The sequence below is a fragment of the Pseudomonas tructae genome (genome assembly GCF_004214895.1).
Classification (GTDB): domain Bacteria; phylum Pseudomonadota; class Gammaproteobacteria; order Pseudomonadales; family Pseudomonadaceae; genus Aquipseudomonas; species Aquipseudomonas tructae.
Map to the genome: position 1 here is coordinate 1,492,966 of NZ_CP035952.1, position 16,538 is coordinate 1,509,503.

Genomic DNA, 16,538 nt, shown 5'->3' on the forward strand with positions numbered 1-16,538 from the left:
GGATGAGTATAATGGCGCGCTTCCATTTTTCCCGCCCGGGAGCCCCCGCGATGCTGCGTATCAGCCAAGAAGCCCTGACCTTCGACGACATTCTCCTAGTGCCTGGTTATTCCGAGGTGCTACCTAATGAAGTCAGTCTCAAGACCCGTTTGACCCGTGGCATCGAGCTGAATATTCCGTTGGTCTCTGCCGCCATGGATACCGTGACCGAAGCCCGCCTGGCCATTGCCATGGCCCAGGAAGGCGGCATCGGCATCATCCACAAGAACATGACCATCGAGCAGCAGGCTGCCGAAGTGCGCAAGGTCAAGAAGTTCGAGGCTGGCGTGGTCAAGGACCCGATCACCATCGAGGCTGACGCCACGGTCCGTGACCTGTTCGAACTGACCCGCCTGAACAACATCTCCGGCGTTCCGGTATTGCACGATGGCGACCTGGTCGGCATCGTCACCTCCCGCGACGTACGCTTCGAAAACCGTCTGGATGCCACCGTCCGTGAAGTGATGACGCCTAAAGCAGGCCTGGTCACTGTCAAGGAAGGCGCCGACAAGAACGAAGCCCGCGAGCTGCTGCACAAGCACCGCATCGAGCGCGTACTGATCGTCGACGACAACTTTGCCCTCAAGGGCATGATGACCGTCAACGACATCGAAAAAGCCAAGGCCTACCCGCTGGCGAGCAAGGACGACCAGGGTCGCCTGCGCGTCGGCGCCGCAGTCGGCACCGGCAAAGACACCGCTGACCGTGTTGCCGCACTGGTTGCCGCCGGTGTTGACGTGGTGGTGGTCGACACCGCTCACGGTCACTCCAAGGGCGTGATCGATCGCGTTCGCTGGGTCAAGGAGAACTTCCCGCAGGTTCAGGTCATCGGTGGCAACATCGCAACCGGCGCTGCCGCCAAGGCCCTGGCCGAAGCCGGCGCTGACGCGGTCAAGGTCGGTATCGGCCCTGGCTCGATCTGCACCACCCGCATCGTCGCCGGTGTCGGTGTGCCGCAGATCAGCGCCATCGCCAACGTCGCCGCCGCCCTCGAAGGCACAGGCATCCCGTTGATCGCCGACGGTGGCATCCGCTTCTCCGGTGACCTGTCCAAGGCCATCGTGGCCGGTGCTTCGGCCGTGATGATGGGTTCGATGTTCGCTGGTACCGAAGAGGCCCCGGGCGAGATCGAGCTGTTCCAGGGTCGCTCCTACAAGGCGTACCGTGGCATGGGTTCGCTGGGCGCCATGTCCCAGGCCCAGGGCTCCTCCGACCGTTACTTCCAGGACTCCTCGGCCGGCGCCGAGAAGCTGGTGCCGGAAGGTATCGAAGGCCGTGTGCCGTACAAGGGCACCCTGACCGCGATCATCCACCAGCTGATGGGTGGCCTGCGTTCCTCGATGGGTTACACCGGCAGCGCCAACATCGAAGAGATGCGCACCAAGCCTGAGTTCGTGCGTATCACCGGTGCCGGCATGGCCGAGTCCCACGTGCATGACGTACAGATCACCAAAGAAGCGCCAAACTACCGCGTAGGTTGATGCTTCAGGCAACACTTGCTAGCGGGGCTGTTATCGACAGCCCCGCGTCGTTTCCGATTTCCACTGACGAGATTGAGTCATGGCCCTCGACATTCACGCTCACCGCATCCTGATCCTCGACTTCGGTTCCCAGTACACCCAGCTGATTGCCCGCCGCGTGCGCGAGATCGGCGTGTATTGCGAGCTGCACCCGTTCGACATGGACGATGAAGCGATTCGCGAATTCGCCCCGCGCGGCATCATCCTCGCCGGCGGCCCCGAGTCGGTGCACGAAGCCAACAGCCCGCGCGCGCCACAGGCCGTCTGGGACCTGGGCGTACCGGTATTCGGCATCTGCTACGGCATGCAGACCATGGCCGAACAGCTGGGCGGCAAGGTGGAAGGTTCCGAGCTGCGTGAGTTCGGTTATGCCCGCGTTGATGTGGTCGGCAAGAGCCGTCTGCTCGACGGCATCGAAGACCACGTCGACGCCGATGGCGTGTTCGGCCTGGACGTGTGGATGAGCCACGGTGACAAGGTCACCCGCATCCCGCAAGAGTTCCACATCCTGGCCAGCACCCCGAGCTGCCCGATCGCCGGCATGGCCGACGACACCCGTGGCTACTACGGCGTGCAGTTCCACCCGGAAGTGACCCACACCAAGCAGGGCGGTCGTATCCTTTCGCGCTTCATCCTCGACGTCTGCGGCTGCGAAGCCCTGTGGACCCCGTCGAAAATTGCCGAAGACGCGATTGCCCAGGTCCGTGCCCAGGTCGGCACTGACAACGTCCTGCTCGGCCTGTCCGGCGGCGTTGACTCCTCGGTGGTTGCAGCCCTGCTGCACAAGGCCATCGGCGACCAGCTGACCTGCGTATTCGTCGACAACGGCCTGCTGCGCCTGCACGAAGGCGAGCAAGTAATGGCCATGTTCGCCGAGAACATGGGCGTCAAGGTGATCCGCGCCAACGCCGAAGATCAGTTCCTCGGCAACCTGGCCGGCGAAGCCGACCCTGAGAAGAAGCGCAAGATCATCGGCCGTACTTTCATCGACGTGTTCGATGCCGAGTCGACCAAGCTGCACAACATCAAGTACCTGGCCCAGGGCACCATCTACCCGGACGTGATCGAGTCGGCAGGCGCCAAGAGCGGCAAGGCCCACGTGATCAAGTCGCACCACAACGTCGGTGGCCTGCCAGAAGAGATGAACCTCAAGCTGGTCGAGCCGCTGCGCGAACTGTTCAAGGACGAGGTCCGTCGCCTTGGCCTGGAACTGGGCCTGCCGTACGACATGGTCTACCGTCACCCGTTCCCGGGCCCGGGCCTGGGCGTGCGGATCCTTGGTGAAGTGAAGAAGGAATACGCCGACCTGCTGCGTCGCGCCGACCACATCTTCATCGAAGAACTGCGCAAGGCCGACTGGTACCACAAGGTCAGCCAGGCCTTCGTGGTGTTCCAGCCGGTGAAATCGGTGGGCGTGGTCGGTGACGGCCGTCGTTACGCCTGGGTCGTGGCCCTGCGTGCGGTGGAAACCATCGACTTCATGACCGCCCGTTGGGCGCACCTGCCTTATGAACTACTGGAAACCGTCAGCGGCCGGATCATCAACGAGATCGAAGGTATCTCGCGGGTGACCTACGATGTGTCGAGCAAGCCGCCGGCGACCATCGAGTGGGAATGACAGTTAGCTAAACAACAAAAAGGGCGCTTCGGCGCCCTTTTTGCTAGCTGCAACTAAGCTTAGGTCGCCCGACGCATGCCCAGTACCGCGCGTAGGGCCCGGGCCAGGCCTTCCTCGTCGCGGTACCAGCGGCCGCTGACGGTTGGCCAGCCGTGGCGGGTGACCTTGACCCCGCTGCGCGAATGTTCAATCGCCGTGCCGACCAGTTCGCCTGTCTTGCTGCGGTGCACCAGCGAGTGCGGATCAGTACGGGTATCAATAAGGAACATGCCCGCCCGGGGCAGGCGGGCGGCCGTGTCGGCCGCTATCGCCGCAGGTTTTGTGGCGATGCTCAGTAGCAGGTCGCCCTTGACGAAGGCAGTAGTATTGGAGAGTAGACTGGTCTTGAGATAATCACCCGCGTCTTCACCGATGCTGGTGGCAGTACCCAAGGGGGTATCGGCAACGCGCAGGCCGATGGCGTGATTCATTTCGCTGACCCCCGGCACGCCCTCGAACGTATTGCTGTGGCTGTTGCCAATCAGCGCCACCCAGCGATGGGGGCCATTGAGTTGCTGGTCGGCGCTAATGGTATTGCTGGCGTAGAAGTTCATCATCTTCTGTCGCGCATGGACGACCAGGCGGGGCAGGTCGTTTTGTACATAGCTGCTCAAGCAGTCGATCGCCCGGACCTGAATATGATGTTCGTTGGCACTTTTGAGCACTGCTTCGAAGGTGTAGTTGCCGAGTGCGTCGGTGCCGTGCCCTGCGTCCAGGCGCCGTACATAGCGCAGCAGCGTTTCATCCATCATGCCGGTGCGGTTGAACGCCTCCAGCCCACTGGCGTGCATGTCTGCCATCAGGTGTTCGAAGTACAGGGTTTTGACTTTCTGCTTGCTTAACGTGGCCATGTTGTCGATCAGGAATTTTTTGCTGGCGATGGAGTCGTGGGTTTCACCGATAACCAGACCATCGGTTTGAGCATAGATCGACTTGATGATGCCTTTGGCCGGGGTGTTCGCCTCCAGTGTCGGAGCAGTCGGGCGTGGCGCTTGTGCATACTGATCAAAAAAGGCCTCGGTATCGTCCAGAAGGTTTTTGCGCAGTTGCTCGAAGCGGGCACTTGCCTCGGCAAACGTAGAGTCGCGTATGTTGACCATTCCTTCTCGGTAGTACTGTGGTGCGGCGGCGACATCGGCCAGTTTCGCCCGCAGGGCCTCGGGTATGTCGTAGGGGGTTGCGGGCGGAGGCAGGGGGGCAGCGGCGGTGCGTGTACTGCCCCAGAGCCTGCGGCCAAAGAACCTGCCGCTGCCGCCCCGCAGCCCGGGTTTGTCACGCAGGGTCCAGTGGCCGTCGGCTTGCAGTTCGACCGGATAGTGGCGAAAGAACGAGAAGGGTTCGCCGGGGTCTACGATGGCCCAGGTCTTGAGTTCACCGATGTAGCGGACCTGATAGGGCAGTTCGTCGAGTTGAATGTAGAAGTTGCCATCTCCGGGGTTGTACACGCCAGCAAGCATGCCCTGGTTGACCAACGCTTCGTCGCTCAGTAGCACATTGGCCACAAAGTCATTGAGCGGATTGCGTTCCAGTTCGACCGCCAGGTGCGCGGGTAGCGGCACCGGTTCCAGGGGCAGAGGCGGCACGGCCTTGGCTTCGGCTAGTCGCGAGTCTTCGCCCAGGGCCTTGAGCTCGCCCGCGGCGCCGACTATTACCAGTGTGTTGAGCAGGGCGTCGATGCTGCTGAAGATGGCGCCCGTCACACCGGCCTTGCGCTCGGCGGTATTGCGCCCGTTGACCGCCTGGTCGATGTTCAGGCCCAGGCTGGCCAGGTCGGCGCCTACGGCGGCTAGCGCCACGGGCCAGCACAGCATGCCCAGGGCACCGGTGAGGTTGGCCGTGCTGCTCAAGTAGCCGATCCAGAGCTTTTTGCGCAACTGGGCATTGCTGTGCAAGGCGTTTTTCGCCTCCTTGTGCATGCGTTCGCGTGCCTGATCGCTCAGCCAGTCGAAAGGATCGCCGTTAATCGCCAGGTCCTTCTGGTTGATGCAGCTGTGATCGCCTCGGGCATGGGACATGAACAAGGTGATCAGCACCTCGTGCAGGCCGACGTCGGTACCGTCGGCGGTGTAAGAGGACAACGGAAAGTGCGACATGAAGATCGGCAGCGTGCCGGGATCATTGGTTTGCGCCAGCAGCCACCAGTGCAGGTCGGCCACGGTTTCAAACACATGAAACGAGCCGTCCTCATCAGGCATGTAGATGATCTGATGCCCGTGTTCGTCGACGATGCGCAGGATATCGGTGGCCTGGTAGCCGCCGATATCCAGCGCACGGATGCTCAAGCCCGCAGGGGCCTGATCCCGTTGATGGATTTTTGCCAGTGAGGCCGGGGTGCTGAAGCTGTTTGCTGCAGCTTTGATTACCGATGTGAAGTGCCGGGGGTGCAAGGTACCGCTGTCAAGGTCTTCGAACGCTCTGGCAAGGAAGTTGATTTTTGCCAGCGCCCGGTAGGCATCCTTGTCTTGTGTCCAGAACTCATCCAGGCGTGTGTTGAATTGCGTGGCGAAGTCGAGCGTCCAGAAATCGTGCAGCACGTCCTGGGGCAGCAGCGGCACTTCATTGCTTTCGTTGAACAGATGGGCGTGCGCGTCGTCGGTGTAGAAACCGCCCCAGTCGACCAGCAGGTCGGCGTTGTCCTGGTCATGGGGGGTGAACCTGCGCATGACCAACTGCGTGAGGCTGACCGATTCCAGCGGCGGCCCGACGTGCTCCCAGCCAGTGAAGCTGCGCGGGTTGCTCTGGCCGTTGTCGAAGCGATGCCAGTACACCTTGTCCGGGGCGTGGGCGCCCTGGCCATAGGTGTGGAGGATCTTTATAGCAGCCACGCGGGCCATCTCCCACATGTCCGGGCATCGCTCAACGACGCTCGAGGCCAGTTTGTGCAGGGTCAGTTGCAGGTCATTGATTACAGGTAGTACGTGCTTGTCGGACATGGGGCGGTTCTCTTGGCGGAAGGGAACCAGATTGGGGGCCGGTCAGCGATCGATGGCGCTACATAGTTGTATCCGGGCCTTGATGTATGTACCGCCAAGGCTACATGAGGGGCTATCACAGTCAGGGCTTGATGACTGTGGAGTACCCGCAATGAATACCACTTTGGACAGCAACACCTTGCAATCGCACCTCAGCCAGTTCACCTCCCAGGTGATGAGGCAACTTCCGGATCTGCACCTGATGGCTTGGCAGGCCGCGCGGCGGATCCTGGCCTCGATGAAGGTCGAAGGCGATCCAGACAAGATCTACTGGCACCGGTTTGGCAATGCCCAGTCCAGTTCGACCAGCTTTACCGGTTGGGAGCACGTGGGCCCGCCGGAGGAATCGATGACCCTCACCGAACTGCTGATCCGCCGCTTTCGGGTGGCCGATCAGGACAATGCCGATGTCCTGCACAATTGGGGCGGCTTCTATCAGCAAGGGCCGCAGGCGCAGCGCTACGATCAGCACAATGAAGTGCGCCTGTCGCCCTCGGCGTTGCTGCAGGCGTTGTGGCAGGTGGATTTTGCCTCGGCTTACCGCAAAGCCTTGCAAGCCTTCTGGAAGACCTCGGGCGATGACCTGAGAACGGTGGTGCGCCTGAACATCCTGGCCGCCGGCACGCTGGCTTGCGAGTCTGGGCAGCTCACACGTTTGCAGTTGCATTGGGTGATTCAGGCGCTGGGAGTTGAGCGGCCCATGGCACTGCGCTTGCGAGATGTCGCAGGGCTGCGACCGGCTCAAGGTGAGTTGTCGGTCAACTGCCTGCGTTTCGCCGGACACGACCTGGTGAATATCCTGTGGTTTTCCCATCCGTCCGGTCGGCAGATTCTCTATGTTCCCGGTGGGGCGCAGGTGTTCGAGAGCTTCCAGGGGCCTGAAGGTGTCTATGGCTGGTTGCGCAGCCGGGTGACCGACCAGGCCGCCCGCAAGCAGCTGGCCAGTTATGGTGAGGTGGTGTTGCCGGCAGCGCTTGCGCAGCGCGTTGCCCGGTTCAAGCGGATTGCCCAGGTTACGGATGAGCAGTTGGCCGATGCGGTGGAGCGTCGGGCAGTTTCCGGCGACCCTTGTGATTGGCTGGTCAAACAGACCCACACACGGATGGCGGCCGAGGCCGATTTGCAGTTGCGTAGCAATGCTGACTTACGCAAGCAACTGTGGATTGGTTACCTGCGGGCGGGGCTGCAGGTGGCTACGCCCGTTGCCACGCTGTCCTGGCCAGTTGCGCTGGCGGTGATCCTGACTGGCGTGGCGAAACTGGGCCTGAATATCGACCAGGCGGTCAATGCGCGGGACCCGGCAGAGCGCCAGGCGGCCCTGGTGGACGCCATTGTCTCAGGTGTTGAGATTGTGCTGAATCTTACCTTGCTGCTGCCGGAGGCCATCCCGGCGGATGAAGAGCTGGAAGCATTCAGGGCGCCGCTCGAGGTGCCGCCGACCGAACCTGTCATCCCATCGGCCCAGGGGATACTGACCGGCGAGCAGGGGCAGTACATTCGTTTGCAGGGGGTACTTTATCGCGTGCGCTACGACGCCTCGCTCAAGACCTGGCTGGTGGTCGACCCACGCAATCCCTTTGCTTTTTATGGCAATTTCCCCGTGCGGCTCAATGCGCAACTGCGTTGGGAACTGATCGAAAGCGCCTGCCTGCGCGGCGGTGGGCAATGCCTGGGCAGCTTGCGCTCACGGCCCCTCCCGCCTGGTATTGAAGTTAGTGGCGAGGCAACGCTCAGCCGGTACCACATGCCCCCGCGCCAGCGTGTTGCATTGGCAACTCTGATCAAATGGAGTAACCGCAGGCTATTGTCAGAAGCCTTTTATGACCCGGACTTTGTATTCAATTCAGATCTGGATGACTTTCGCAGAATTCGCGGTCTGCTGACGCAAGACGCCAGCGAGTACATCGATACGTTGCCAACCTTGTCACGCTCCCCGGTGCCTGTGCCTGATCCGCAGGTGCCCGCTGGGCTATCGTTTCAGCGCTTGTACGACGACGCCCAGGGCGTGGTGATCGGTGAGTCCCATCAGGCGATCAGCAGTAAGTACTTTCTGATCAAGCACATGAAGGCCCTGGCGCGCAGTGGCGTCGACACCTTGTACATGGAGCATCTGCTGACCGACTTGCACCAGGGCGACCTGGATGTGCTTTACCGTGTCGGCAAGATGACTGACAGGTTACGGGGCTACCTGCGCGACCTCGACGAAGGTCACGCCACGGATTCAACGGCCGTGTACACCTTCTACAAGGTGGTCTTGGAGGCTACGCGCCGCAGTATTCGTATCGTTGCGCTGGACTGCGCCGCCAGCTACCGGCTGGACGGGCTGGATCTGCAAGAGGTCCTGCGCCACAAGGTGTTCAGCTACCACGCCAGCCAGATCATCCGCGCTACCCGTACTCAGCCGGAGGTAGGCAAGTGGGTGGCGCTTGTCGGAGACACGCATGCCAGCACCTACAAGCGGGTGCCGGGCCTGGCGCAACTGGAGGACGTGGTCAGTGTGCGTATCGTCGATGCCGGCCAGGGCCAGGGCACGCAAATGACGATAGATCCGGGGGAATGGTACCTGCCGTCCATGGGCCGGCCCCAGGGCGTGGTCCGGGCGGACTGGCGCCTGGCAATCATGGTCCGTGAACAGCCGTTCGAGTTTCATGACCCGTCCCTTGCGCCGCCGGGCGTCCTGCAACCTTGATGCGACAACTCTTCACTTAATATTTCTCAATTGCAGGTGTATCGTATTTGCCCTTCATCGCCAGCGCCCTTTGTGGGGGCTGGCTGACTGGTTTGGCTATACGAGGTGCCCGCTGCATGTCTTTTACCCGTCGACAGATGCTCAAGGGGCTGACCGGCCTGGTGGTGGTTGGCCTGGGCGCCGGTGGCGCTGCGCGTTACTGGCTGGGCAAGGTGGACGACGAGGCGGGGCATGATTACGAGCTGATTGCCGCGCCGCTGGATGTCGAGTTGGTCTCGGGGTTCAAGACCCAGGCCTGGGCCTTCGGCCCGTCGGCGCCGGGCACCGAACTGCGGGTACGCCAGGGGCAATGGCTGCGGGTGCGCTTCATCAACCACCTGCCGGTGGCCACCACTATTCACTGGCACGGCATCCGCCTGCCGCTGGAGATGGACGGCGTGCCGTATGTCTCGCAACTGCCGGTGCTGCCGGGCGAGTACTTCGACTACAAGTTCCGTGTGCCGGATGCCGGCAGCTATTGGTATCACCCGCACGTCAACAGCAGCGAAGAGTTGGGTAAAGGCCTGGTCGGCCCGTTGATCGTCGAGGAGCGCGAACCCACCGGCTTCAAGCACGAACGCACCTTGAGCCTGAAAAACTGGCACGTGGATGAGCAGGGCGCCTACCTGCCTTTCAGCATCCCGCGAGAAGCTGCCCGTGGCGGTACCGCCGGGCGGCTGATCACCATCAATGGCCAGGCCAACGCCGTGGTCGAGATGCCGGCCGGGCAGATCGTGCGGGTGCGCCTGCTCAATCTCGACAATACCCTGACCTACCGCATCAACCTCAAAGGCAACTTCGAGGCGCGGGTCTACGCCCTGGACGGTAACCCGGTCACCCCACGGCCTTTGGGCAAGGACTACTGGCTGGGGCCGGGCATGCGTATTTGCCTGGCGATCAAGATGCCTCCGGCCGGTGAAGAGTTGTCCCTGCGTGACGGCTCGGTGCGCCTGGGCACCCTGCGCTCGGTGGCCAGCAGCGACGCGGCCGGTGACTGGCCGCCAGCCTTGCCGGCCAACCCGGTTGCCGAGCCGGACCTGGCCAACGCCGAAAAGCTCAACTTCAATTTCGAATGGGTCGGCTCGGTCTCGGTGAACACCGAGAACGGCAGGCCGCCGAGCCTCTGGCAGATCAACGGCAAGGCCTGGGACATTACCGACAAGACCTGCGCCGACCGGCCGATCGCCACGCTGAAAAAGGGTAAAAGCTACATCTTCGAGCTGAAGAACATGACCCAGTACCAGCACCCCATTCACCTGCACGGCATGAGTTTCAAGGTGATCGGCTCGAACAAGCGCAAGGTCGAACCGTATTTTACCGACACCTACCTGCTGGGCCGAAACGAGCGCGCGCAAGTGGCGCTGGTGGCGGATAACCCGGGTACCTGGATGTTCCACTGTCACGTGATCGACCACATGGAAACCGGCCTGATGGCCGCCATCGAGGTGGCTTGATGCGTCAGCCACAGATCATTGATCGCAGCCGCGATCAGCAGTTCATGCGCCTGGCCCTTGAACTGGCTGCCCAGGGCGCGGCCATGGGCGAGGTGCCGGTGGGCGCGGTGCTGGTGCAGCATGGCCAGGTGATTGGCCAGGGCTTCAACTGCCCGATCAGCGGCAGCGATCCCAGCGCCCATGCCGAAATGGTCGCCATTCGCGCCGCCGCCCAGGCGGCCAGCAACTACCGGCTGCCGGGCAGTACCCTCTACGTGACGCTGGAGCCGTGCAGCATGTGCGCCGGCTTGATCGTGCACTCGCGGATCAATCGGGTGGTGTACGGCGCGCTGGAGCCCAAGGCCGGCGTGGTGCAGAGCCAGGGGCAGTTCTTTACCCAGGGTTTTCTCAACCATCGGGTGATATTTGAGGGTGGGGTATTGGCAGAAGAGTGCGGGACTATTTTGTCCGAGTTCTTCAAGGCGCGGCGGGCGAAGGCCTGAGGTGATCTTGATCGCGGGGCAAGCCCGCTCCCACAGAGTGGAGGTGATCCTCTGGGAGCGGGCTTGCCCCGCGAAGCTTTAGAGCGGCGCAGGCTGCTCGGTCGGCTTGGTCTTGTTCACGCCCGGCACATGCAGGCTGCCTTCGGCCACCTGGTTGCCTTCGAGCTGCGGCTGGGTCACCCAGGTGAGGATGTCGTAGTAACGACGGATGTTGGCGACGAAGTGCACCGGCTCGCCGCCACGGGCATAACCGTAGCGGGTCTTGCTGTACCACTGCTTCTGCGACAGGCGCGGCAGCATTTTCTTCACGTCCAGCCACTTGTTCGGGTTCAGGCCTTCGCGTTTGGCCAGCTTGCGCGCGTCATCCAGATGGCCGCTGCCGACGTTGTAGGCGGCGAGCGCGAACCAGGTACGGTCTGGCTCCTCTATGCTGTCGTCCAGCTGGGATTTGACGTACATGAAGTACTTGGCGCCACCGCGGATGCTTTGCACCGGGTCCAGGCGGTTGGATACGCCCATGGCCTGGGCGGTGCGCTGGGTCAGCATCATCAGGCCGCGCACGCCGGTCTTGGAGGTGACCTCGGCCTGCCACATCGACTCCTGGTAGCCGATGGCGGCGAGCAGGCGCCAGTCGACCTGTTCCTTCTTGGCCGAGGCCTGGAAGGCCTTCTCATAGCGTGGCAGGCGCTGCTGCAAGTGCTGGGCAAAGGTATAGGCGCCTACGTAGCCCAGTACATCGACGTGCCCGTAATAGCGATCTTTCAGACGCTGCAAAGTGCCATTTTTCTGCACCTTGTCGAGAAACTCGTTGATCTCGTTGAGCAGGCTGTTGTCTTCGCCAGCGGCCACGGCCCAGCGCTGGTCGCGGGCATCACCGAGGTCGAAGGCCACCCGGACCTTGGAGAAGTAGACCTGGTTCATCGCCAGTTCATTGGAGTCGACCAGGGTCAGGTCGATTTGCCCTTCATCGACCATGCGCAGTAGGTCAACCACCTCGACCTCGTCGGATTCTTCGTATTCGAGCGCCGGATACTGCTTTTTCAGCTCGGCCATCTGCTCGGCATGGGTGCTGCCCTTGAGCACCATGATCTTCTTGCCGACCAGATCCTTGGCGTCGGTGGGGCGCGGGCGGCCGTTGCGGTAGATGATCTGCGGGGTGACTTCCAGGTAGGGGTGGGAAAAACGCACCTGCGACTTGCGTTGTTCACTGCTGACCAGGCCTGCCGCCGCCAGCACCGGGCCGGAAGGCTGGCCGAGCTGGTTGAACAGGTCGTCGAGGTTGTCAGCGGTCTCGATCTTCAGCTCTACGCCCAGATCGTCGGCGAAACGCTTGACCAGCTCGTACTCGAAGCCGGTTTCGCCGTTGCGGTCCTGGAAGTAGGTGGCCGGGCTGTTGCGGGTTATCACGCGCAGCACGCCATCCTCCTTGACGCGTTCGAGGGTGCTGGGTTTTTCAACACAGGCACCGAGCATCAGGAAGAGTCCGGTTGCGAAGAGCCATTTGGCGCAACGCTGGCGCAAAGCTGTTTGGGCGAACATAGCTTGCAGTATACGCAAAGGACCGTTCTCGCCATATCTCGACAACGGTTTGCTTGTCTGCTAGCGATCTTTGCGATAGGGGTCGATTTCGGGCAGAAATCGAGGGTTTTTTTTGACCCCCGAGTCCGCTTTGCCGGGCCGACATGTCCAGGTGTCGCAATGCTGTGTTTCGGGTGCCGGAAGCGCTTGAATTAGGCTAGAATGCACGGCCTCTAAGCACACCCCCTTCCTGAGGCTGTCCCGACGATGTTGATCCTGCGCGGCGCTCCTGCCCTTTCTGCCTTTCGCCACGGTAAGTTAATCGAGCAACTGAGCCAGAAAGTCCCCGCTGTTAGTGGTTTGTATGCGGAATTCACGCATTTCGCCGAGGTTGACGGTGAACTGAGTGCCGAGCAACAGCAAGTGCTCGCGCGCCTGCTCAAGTACGGCCCAAGCGTACCGGTCCAGGAGCCTGCCGGCCGCCTGTTCCTGGTGGTTCCGCGTTTCGGCACCATCTCGCCCTGGTCGAGCAAGGCCAGCGACATCGCCCACAATTGCGGTCTGGAAAACATCCAGCGCCTGGAACGGGGCATTGCCTACTACGTCGGCGGTGAACTGAGCGACGCCGATGTCGCGGCAGTTTCCGAGATCCTTCACGATCGCATGACCCAACTGGTGCTGAGCAAGCTCGACGAGGCCGCCAGCCTGTTCAGCCACGCCCAGCCCAAGCCGCTGACCGCCGTCGACATCCTCGGCGGTGGCCGCGCCGCCCTGGAAAAAGCCAACGTCGAGCTGGGCCTGGCCCTGGCCGAAGACGAGATCGATTACCTGGTCACCAGCTTCCAGGGCCTCAAGCGCAACCCGCACGACATCGAACTGATGATGTTCGCCCAGGCCAACTCCGAGCACTGCCGCCACAAGATCTTCAACGCCAGTTGGGATATCGACGGCCAGAGTCAGGAAAAAAGCCTGTTCGGCATGATCAAGAACACCTACCAGATGCACAGCGAAGGCGTGCTGTCCGCTTACAAGGACAACGCTTCGGTGATCGTCGGTTCCGTGGCCGGGCGCTTCTTCCCGAACCCTGAAACCCGCCAGTACGGCGCGGTGCAGGAGCCGGTGCACATCCTGATGAAGGTCGAGACCCACAACCACCCGACCGCCATCTCGCCGTTTTCCGGCGCATCCACCGGTTCCGGTGGCGAGATCCGCGACGAAGGCGCTACCGGCCGCGGTGCCAAGCCCAAGGCTGGCCTGACCGGTTTCACCGTGTCCAACCTGCGCATCCCGGGCTTCGAACAGCCATGGGAGCAGGCCTACGGCAAGCCGGACCGCATCGTCAATGCCCTCGACATCATGGTCGATGGCCCGCTGGGCGGCGCTGCATTCAACAACGAATTCGGTCGTCCGGCCCTGACCGGCTACTTCCGTACCTTCGAGCAGTCGATCAAGACCCCGCACGGTGAAGAAGTGCGCGGCTATCACAAGCCGATCATGCTCGCTGGCGGCATGGGCAACATCCGTGAAGACCATGTGCAGAAAGCCGAAATCACCGTCGGCGCCAAGCTGATCGTCCTCGGTGGCCCGGCCATGCTGATCGGCCTGGGTGGCGGCGCGGCTTCGTCGGTCGATACCGGCGCCAGCTCCGCTGACCTGGATTTCGCCTCGGTGCAGCGCGAGAACCCGGAAATGGAACGCCGTTGCCAGGAAGTCATCGACCGTTGCTGGCAGTTGGGTGACAACAACCCGATCGCCTTCATCCATGACGTTGGCGCGGGCGGTATCTCCAACGCTTTCCCTGAGCTGGTCAACGACGGTGGTCGCGGTGGCCGCTTCGAACTGCGCAACGTGCCAAACGACGAGCCGGGCATGGCCCCGCACGAGATCTGGAGCAACGAATCCCAGGAACGTTATGTCCTGGCGGTCAGCGCTGGCGATTTCGAGCGCTTCCAGGCCATCTGCGAGCGTGAGCGCTGCCCGTTCGCGGTCGTCGGCGAGGCCACTGCCGAACCGCACCTGACCGTGACCGACAGCCATTTCGGCAACACCCCGGTGGACATGCCGCTCGACGTGCTGCTGGGCAAGCCGCCGCGCATGCACCGTTCGGTGACCCGCGAAGCGGAGCTGGGCGATGACTTCGACCCAAGCACCCTGGCGCTGAACGACTCGGTCGAGCGCGTGCTGCGTCACCCGGCCGTTGCCAGCAAGAGCTTCCTGATCACCATCGGCGACCGCACCATCACCGGCCTGGTCGCCCGCGACCAGATGGTCGGCCCGTGGCAGGTACCGGTGGCCGACTGCGCGGTCACCGCCACCAGCTTCGACGTCTACACCGGTGAAGCCATGGCCATGGGCGAGCGTACCCCGCTGGCCCTGCTCGATGCTCCGGCGTCCGGGCGCATGGCTATCGGCGAGACCCTGACTAACCTTGCTGCCGCGCACATCGGCAAGCTGTCCGACATCAAACTGTCGGCCAACTGGATGTCTGCCGCCGGCCACCCGGGTGAAGATGCCCGCCTGTACGACACCGTCAAGGCAGTCGGCATGGAGCTGTGCCCGGAGCTGGGCCTGACCATTCCGGTGGGCAAGGACTCCATGTCGATGAAGACCAAGTGGAGCGAAGAGGGCGCGGAGAAATCCGTCACCTCGCCGCTGTCACTGATTGTCACCGGTTTCGCGCCGGTCACCGACATTCGCAAGACCCTGACCCCGCAACTGCGCATGGACAAGGGTGAAACCGACCTGATCCTGATCGACCTGGGTCGCGGCAAGAACCGCATGGGCGCCTCGATCCTGGCCCAGACCCACGGCAAGCTGGCCAGCGCGGCCCCGGACGTCGACGACGCCGAAGACCTCAAGGCCTTCTTCGCCGTGATCCAGGGCTTGAACGCCGACGGTCACCTGCTGGCCTACCACGACCGTTCCGACGGCGGCCTGCTGACCACCGTGCTGGAAATGGCCTTTGCCGGTCATTGTGGCCTGGACCTGGAACTGGACACCCTGACCAGCAAGCGCGAGAAAGTCGCGGCCATCCTCTTCAACGAAGAGCTGGGCGCGGTGATCCAGGTGCGCCAGGATGCCACCCCGGATGTACTGGCCCAGTTCAGTGCCGCAGGCCTGGGTGAAGACTGCGTCGCGGTGATCGGCCAGCCGATCAACAACGGCGAAGTGCTGATCAAGCTGGCCGGCGAAGAGCTGTTCAAGGGCGATCGTCGCCTGCTGCAACGCCAGTGGGCCGAGACCAGCTACCAGATCCAGCGTCTGCGCGACAACGCCGATTGCGCCGATCAGGAGTTCGATGTGCTGCTGGAGGAAGACAATCCGGGCCTGAGCGTCAAGCTCGGCTTTGACGTCAACCAGGACATCGCCGCGCCGTACATCAAGAAAGGCGTGCGCCCGCAAGTGGCGGTGCTGCGCGAGCAGGGCGTCAATGGCCAGGTGGAAATGGCGGCTGCCTTCGACCGCGCCGGCTTCAATGCCATCGACGTGCACATGAGCGATATCCTCGCCGGTCGTGTTGACCTCAACGACTTCAAGGGCCTGGTGGCCTGTGGCGGCTTCTCCTACGGCGACGTCCTCGGTGCCGGTGAAGGCTGGGCCAAGTCGGCGCTGTTCAACAGCCGCGCCCGTGAAGCGTTCCAGCAGTACTTCGAGCGTACCGACAGCTTCACCCTGGGTGTGTGCAACGGTTGCCAGATGATGTCCAACCTGCACGAGCTGGTGCCGGGCAGCGAGTTCTGGCCGCACTTCGTGCGTAACCGTTCCGAGCAGTTCGAAGCCCGTGTGGCCATGGTCGAGGTGCAGAAGTCCAACTCGATCTTCCTGCAGGGCATGGCCGGTTCGCGCATGCCGATCGCCATCGCCCACGGCGAAGGCCATGCCGAGTTCGCCAGCGACGAAGCCTTGCTCGAAGCCGACCTGTCCGGTTGCGTGGCCCTGCGTTTCGTCGACAACCACGGCAAGGTCACCGAGAGCTACCCGGCCAACCCGAACGGCTCGCCGCGCGGGATTACCGGCCTGACCAGCCGCGACGGTCGCGTCACCATCATGATGCCGCACCCTGAGCGGGTCTTCCGTGCCGTGCAGAACTCCTGGCGTCCGGATGACTGGAACGAAGACGCGGCGTGGATGCGCATGTTCCGCAACGCCCGCGTCTGGGTGAACTAAG

The 16,538-nt window shown here is 62.5% G+C and carries 8 protein-coding genes; 6 read left to right on the plus strand and 2 right to left on the minus strand.

What is annotated here, in order from left to right:
- The first annotated feature begins 50 nt into the window (after window positions 1–50).
- Window positions 51–1,520, plus strand: coding sequence for an IMP dehydrogenase (guaB, locus tag EXN22_RS06820; protein WP_130263340.1), 1,470 nt, complete (start codon window positions 51–53; stop codon window positions 1,518–1,520).
- Window positions 1,521–1,599: 79 nt separating this feature from the next.
- Window positions 1,600–3,177 carry a glutamine-hydrolyzing GMP synthase gene (gene guaA / locus EXN22_RS06825; RefSeq protein ID WP_130263341.1) on the plus strand — a complete coding sequence of 526 codons (1,578 nt, stop codon included), beginning with the start codon at window positions 1,600–1,602 and terminating at the stop codon, window positions 3,175–3,177.
- Window positions 3,178–3,236: 59 nt separating this feature from the next.
- Here the strand turns inward: guaA and EXN22_RS06830 are convergent, their stop codons facing one another.
- The gene (locus EXN22_RS06830) at window positions 3,237–6,149 is read right to left on the minus strand and encodes a membrane-targeted effector domain-containing toxin (protein WP_130263342.1); all 2,913 of its coding nucleotides are present in this window, start codon (window positions 6,147–6,149) and stop codon (window positions 3,237–3,239) included.
- A gap of 151 nt (window positions 6,150–6,300) precedes the next feature.
- Here EXN22_RS06830 and EXN22_RS06835 point away from each other — a divergent pair, with 151 nt between their 5' ends.
- The 3 genes from EXN22_RS06835 (at window position 6,301) to tadA (ending at window position 10,852) form a co-directional block, all read left to right on the plus strand.
- Window positions 6,301–8,877: a membrane-targeted effector domain-containing toxin gene (locus tag EXN22_RS06835; protein ID WP_165392190.1), complete on the plus strand. Its 2,577-nt coding sequence runs from the start codon at window positions 6,301–6,303 to the stop codon at window positions 8,875–8,877.
- Between the two features lie 116 nt (window positions 8,878–8,993).
- On the plus strand, window positions 8,994–10,370 hold the full coding sequence (locus EXN22_RS06840) for a multicopper oxidase family protein (RefSeq protein WP_130263344.1): 1,377 nt from the start codon (window positions 8,994–8,996) through the stop codon (window positions 10,368–10,370).
- Entirely contained in the window at window positions 10,370–10,852 is a 483-nt protein-coding gene (tadA, locus tag EXN22_RS06845; protein WP_130263345.1) for a tRNA adenosine(34) deaminase TadA, read from the plus strand. Before EXN22_RS06840 ends, tadA begins: the two co-directional genes overlap by 1 nt.
- Before the next feature lie 78 nt (window positions 10,853–10,930).
- Here tadA and mltF read toward each other — a convergent pair whose 3' ends face one another.
- Complete coding sequence (mltF, locus tag EXN22_RS06850) at window positions 10,931–12,391, minus strand: membrane-bound lytic murein transglycosylase MltF (RefSeq protein WP_130263346.1); 1,461 nt, start codon at window positions 12,389–12,391, stop codon at window positions 10,931–10,933.
- 246 nt (window positions 12,392–12,637) lie between these two features.
- On the opposite strand from mltF, the gene purL reads away from it, so the two are divergent.
- Window positions 12,638–16,537: a phosphoribosylformylglycinamidine synthase gene (gene purL, locus EXN22_RS06855; RefSeq protein ID WP_130263347.1), complete on the plus strand. Its 3,900-nt coding sequence runs from the start codon at window positions 12,638–12,640 to the stop codon at window positions 16,535–16,537.
- Window position 16,538 lies beyond the last annotated feature (1 nt).

Coding starts and splice junctions, on each gene's coding strand:
- tadA (WP_130263345.1), top strand. CDS start 10,370: ATGCGTCAGCCACAGATCATTGATCGCAGCCGCGATCAGCAGTTCATG.
- EXN22_RS06840 (WP_130263344.1), top strand. CDS start 8,994: ATGTCTTTTACCCGTCGACAGATGCTCAAGGGGCTGACCGGCCTGGTG.
- mltF (WP_130263346.1), bottom strand. CDS start 12,391: ATGTTCGCCCAAACAGCTTTGCGCCAGCGTTGCGCCAAATGGCTCTTC.
- EXN22_RS06830 (WP_130263342.1), bottom strand. CDS start 6,149: ATGTCCGACAAGCACGTACTACCTGTAATCAATGACCTGCAACTGACC.
- guaA (WP_130263341.1), top strand. CDS start 1,600: ATGGCCCTCGACATTCACGCTCACCGCATCCTGATCCTCGACTTCGGT.
- purL (WP_130263347.1), top strand. CDS start 12,638: ATGTTGATCCTGCGCGGCGCTCCTGCCCTTTCTGCCTTTCGCCACGGT.
- guaB (WP_130263340.1), top strand. CDS start 51: ATGCTGCGTATCAGCCAAGAAGCCCTGACCTTCGACGACATTCTCCTA.
- EXN22_RS06835 (WP_165392190.1), top strand. CDS start 6,301: ATGAATACCACTTTGGACAGCAACACCTTGCAATCGCACCTCAGCCAG.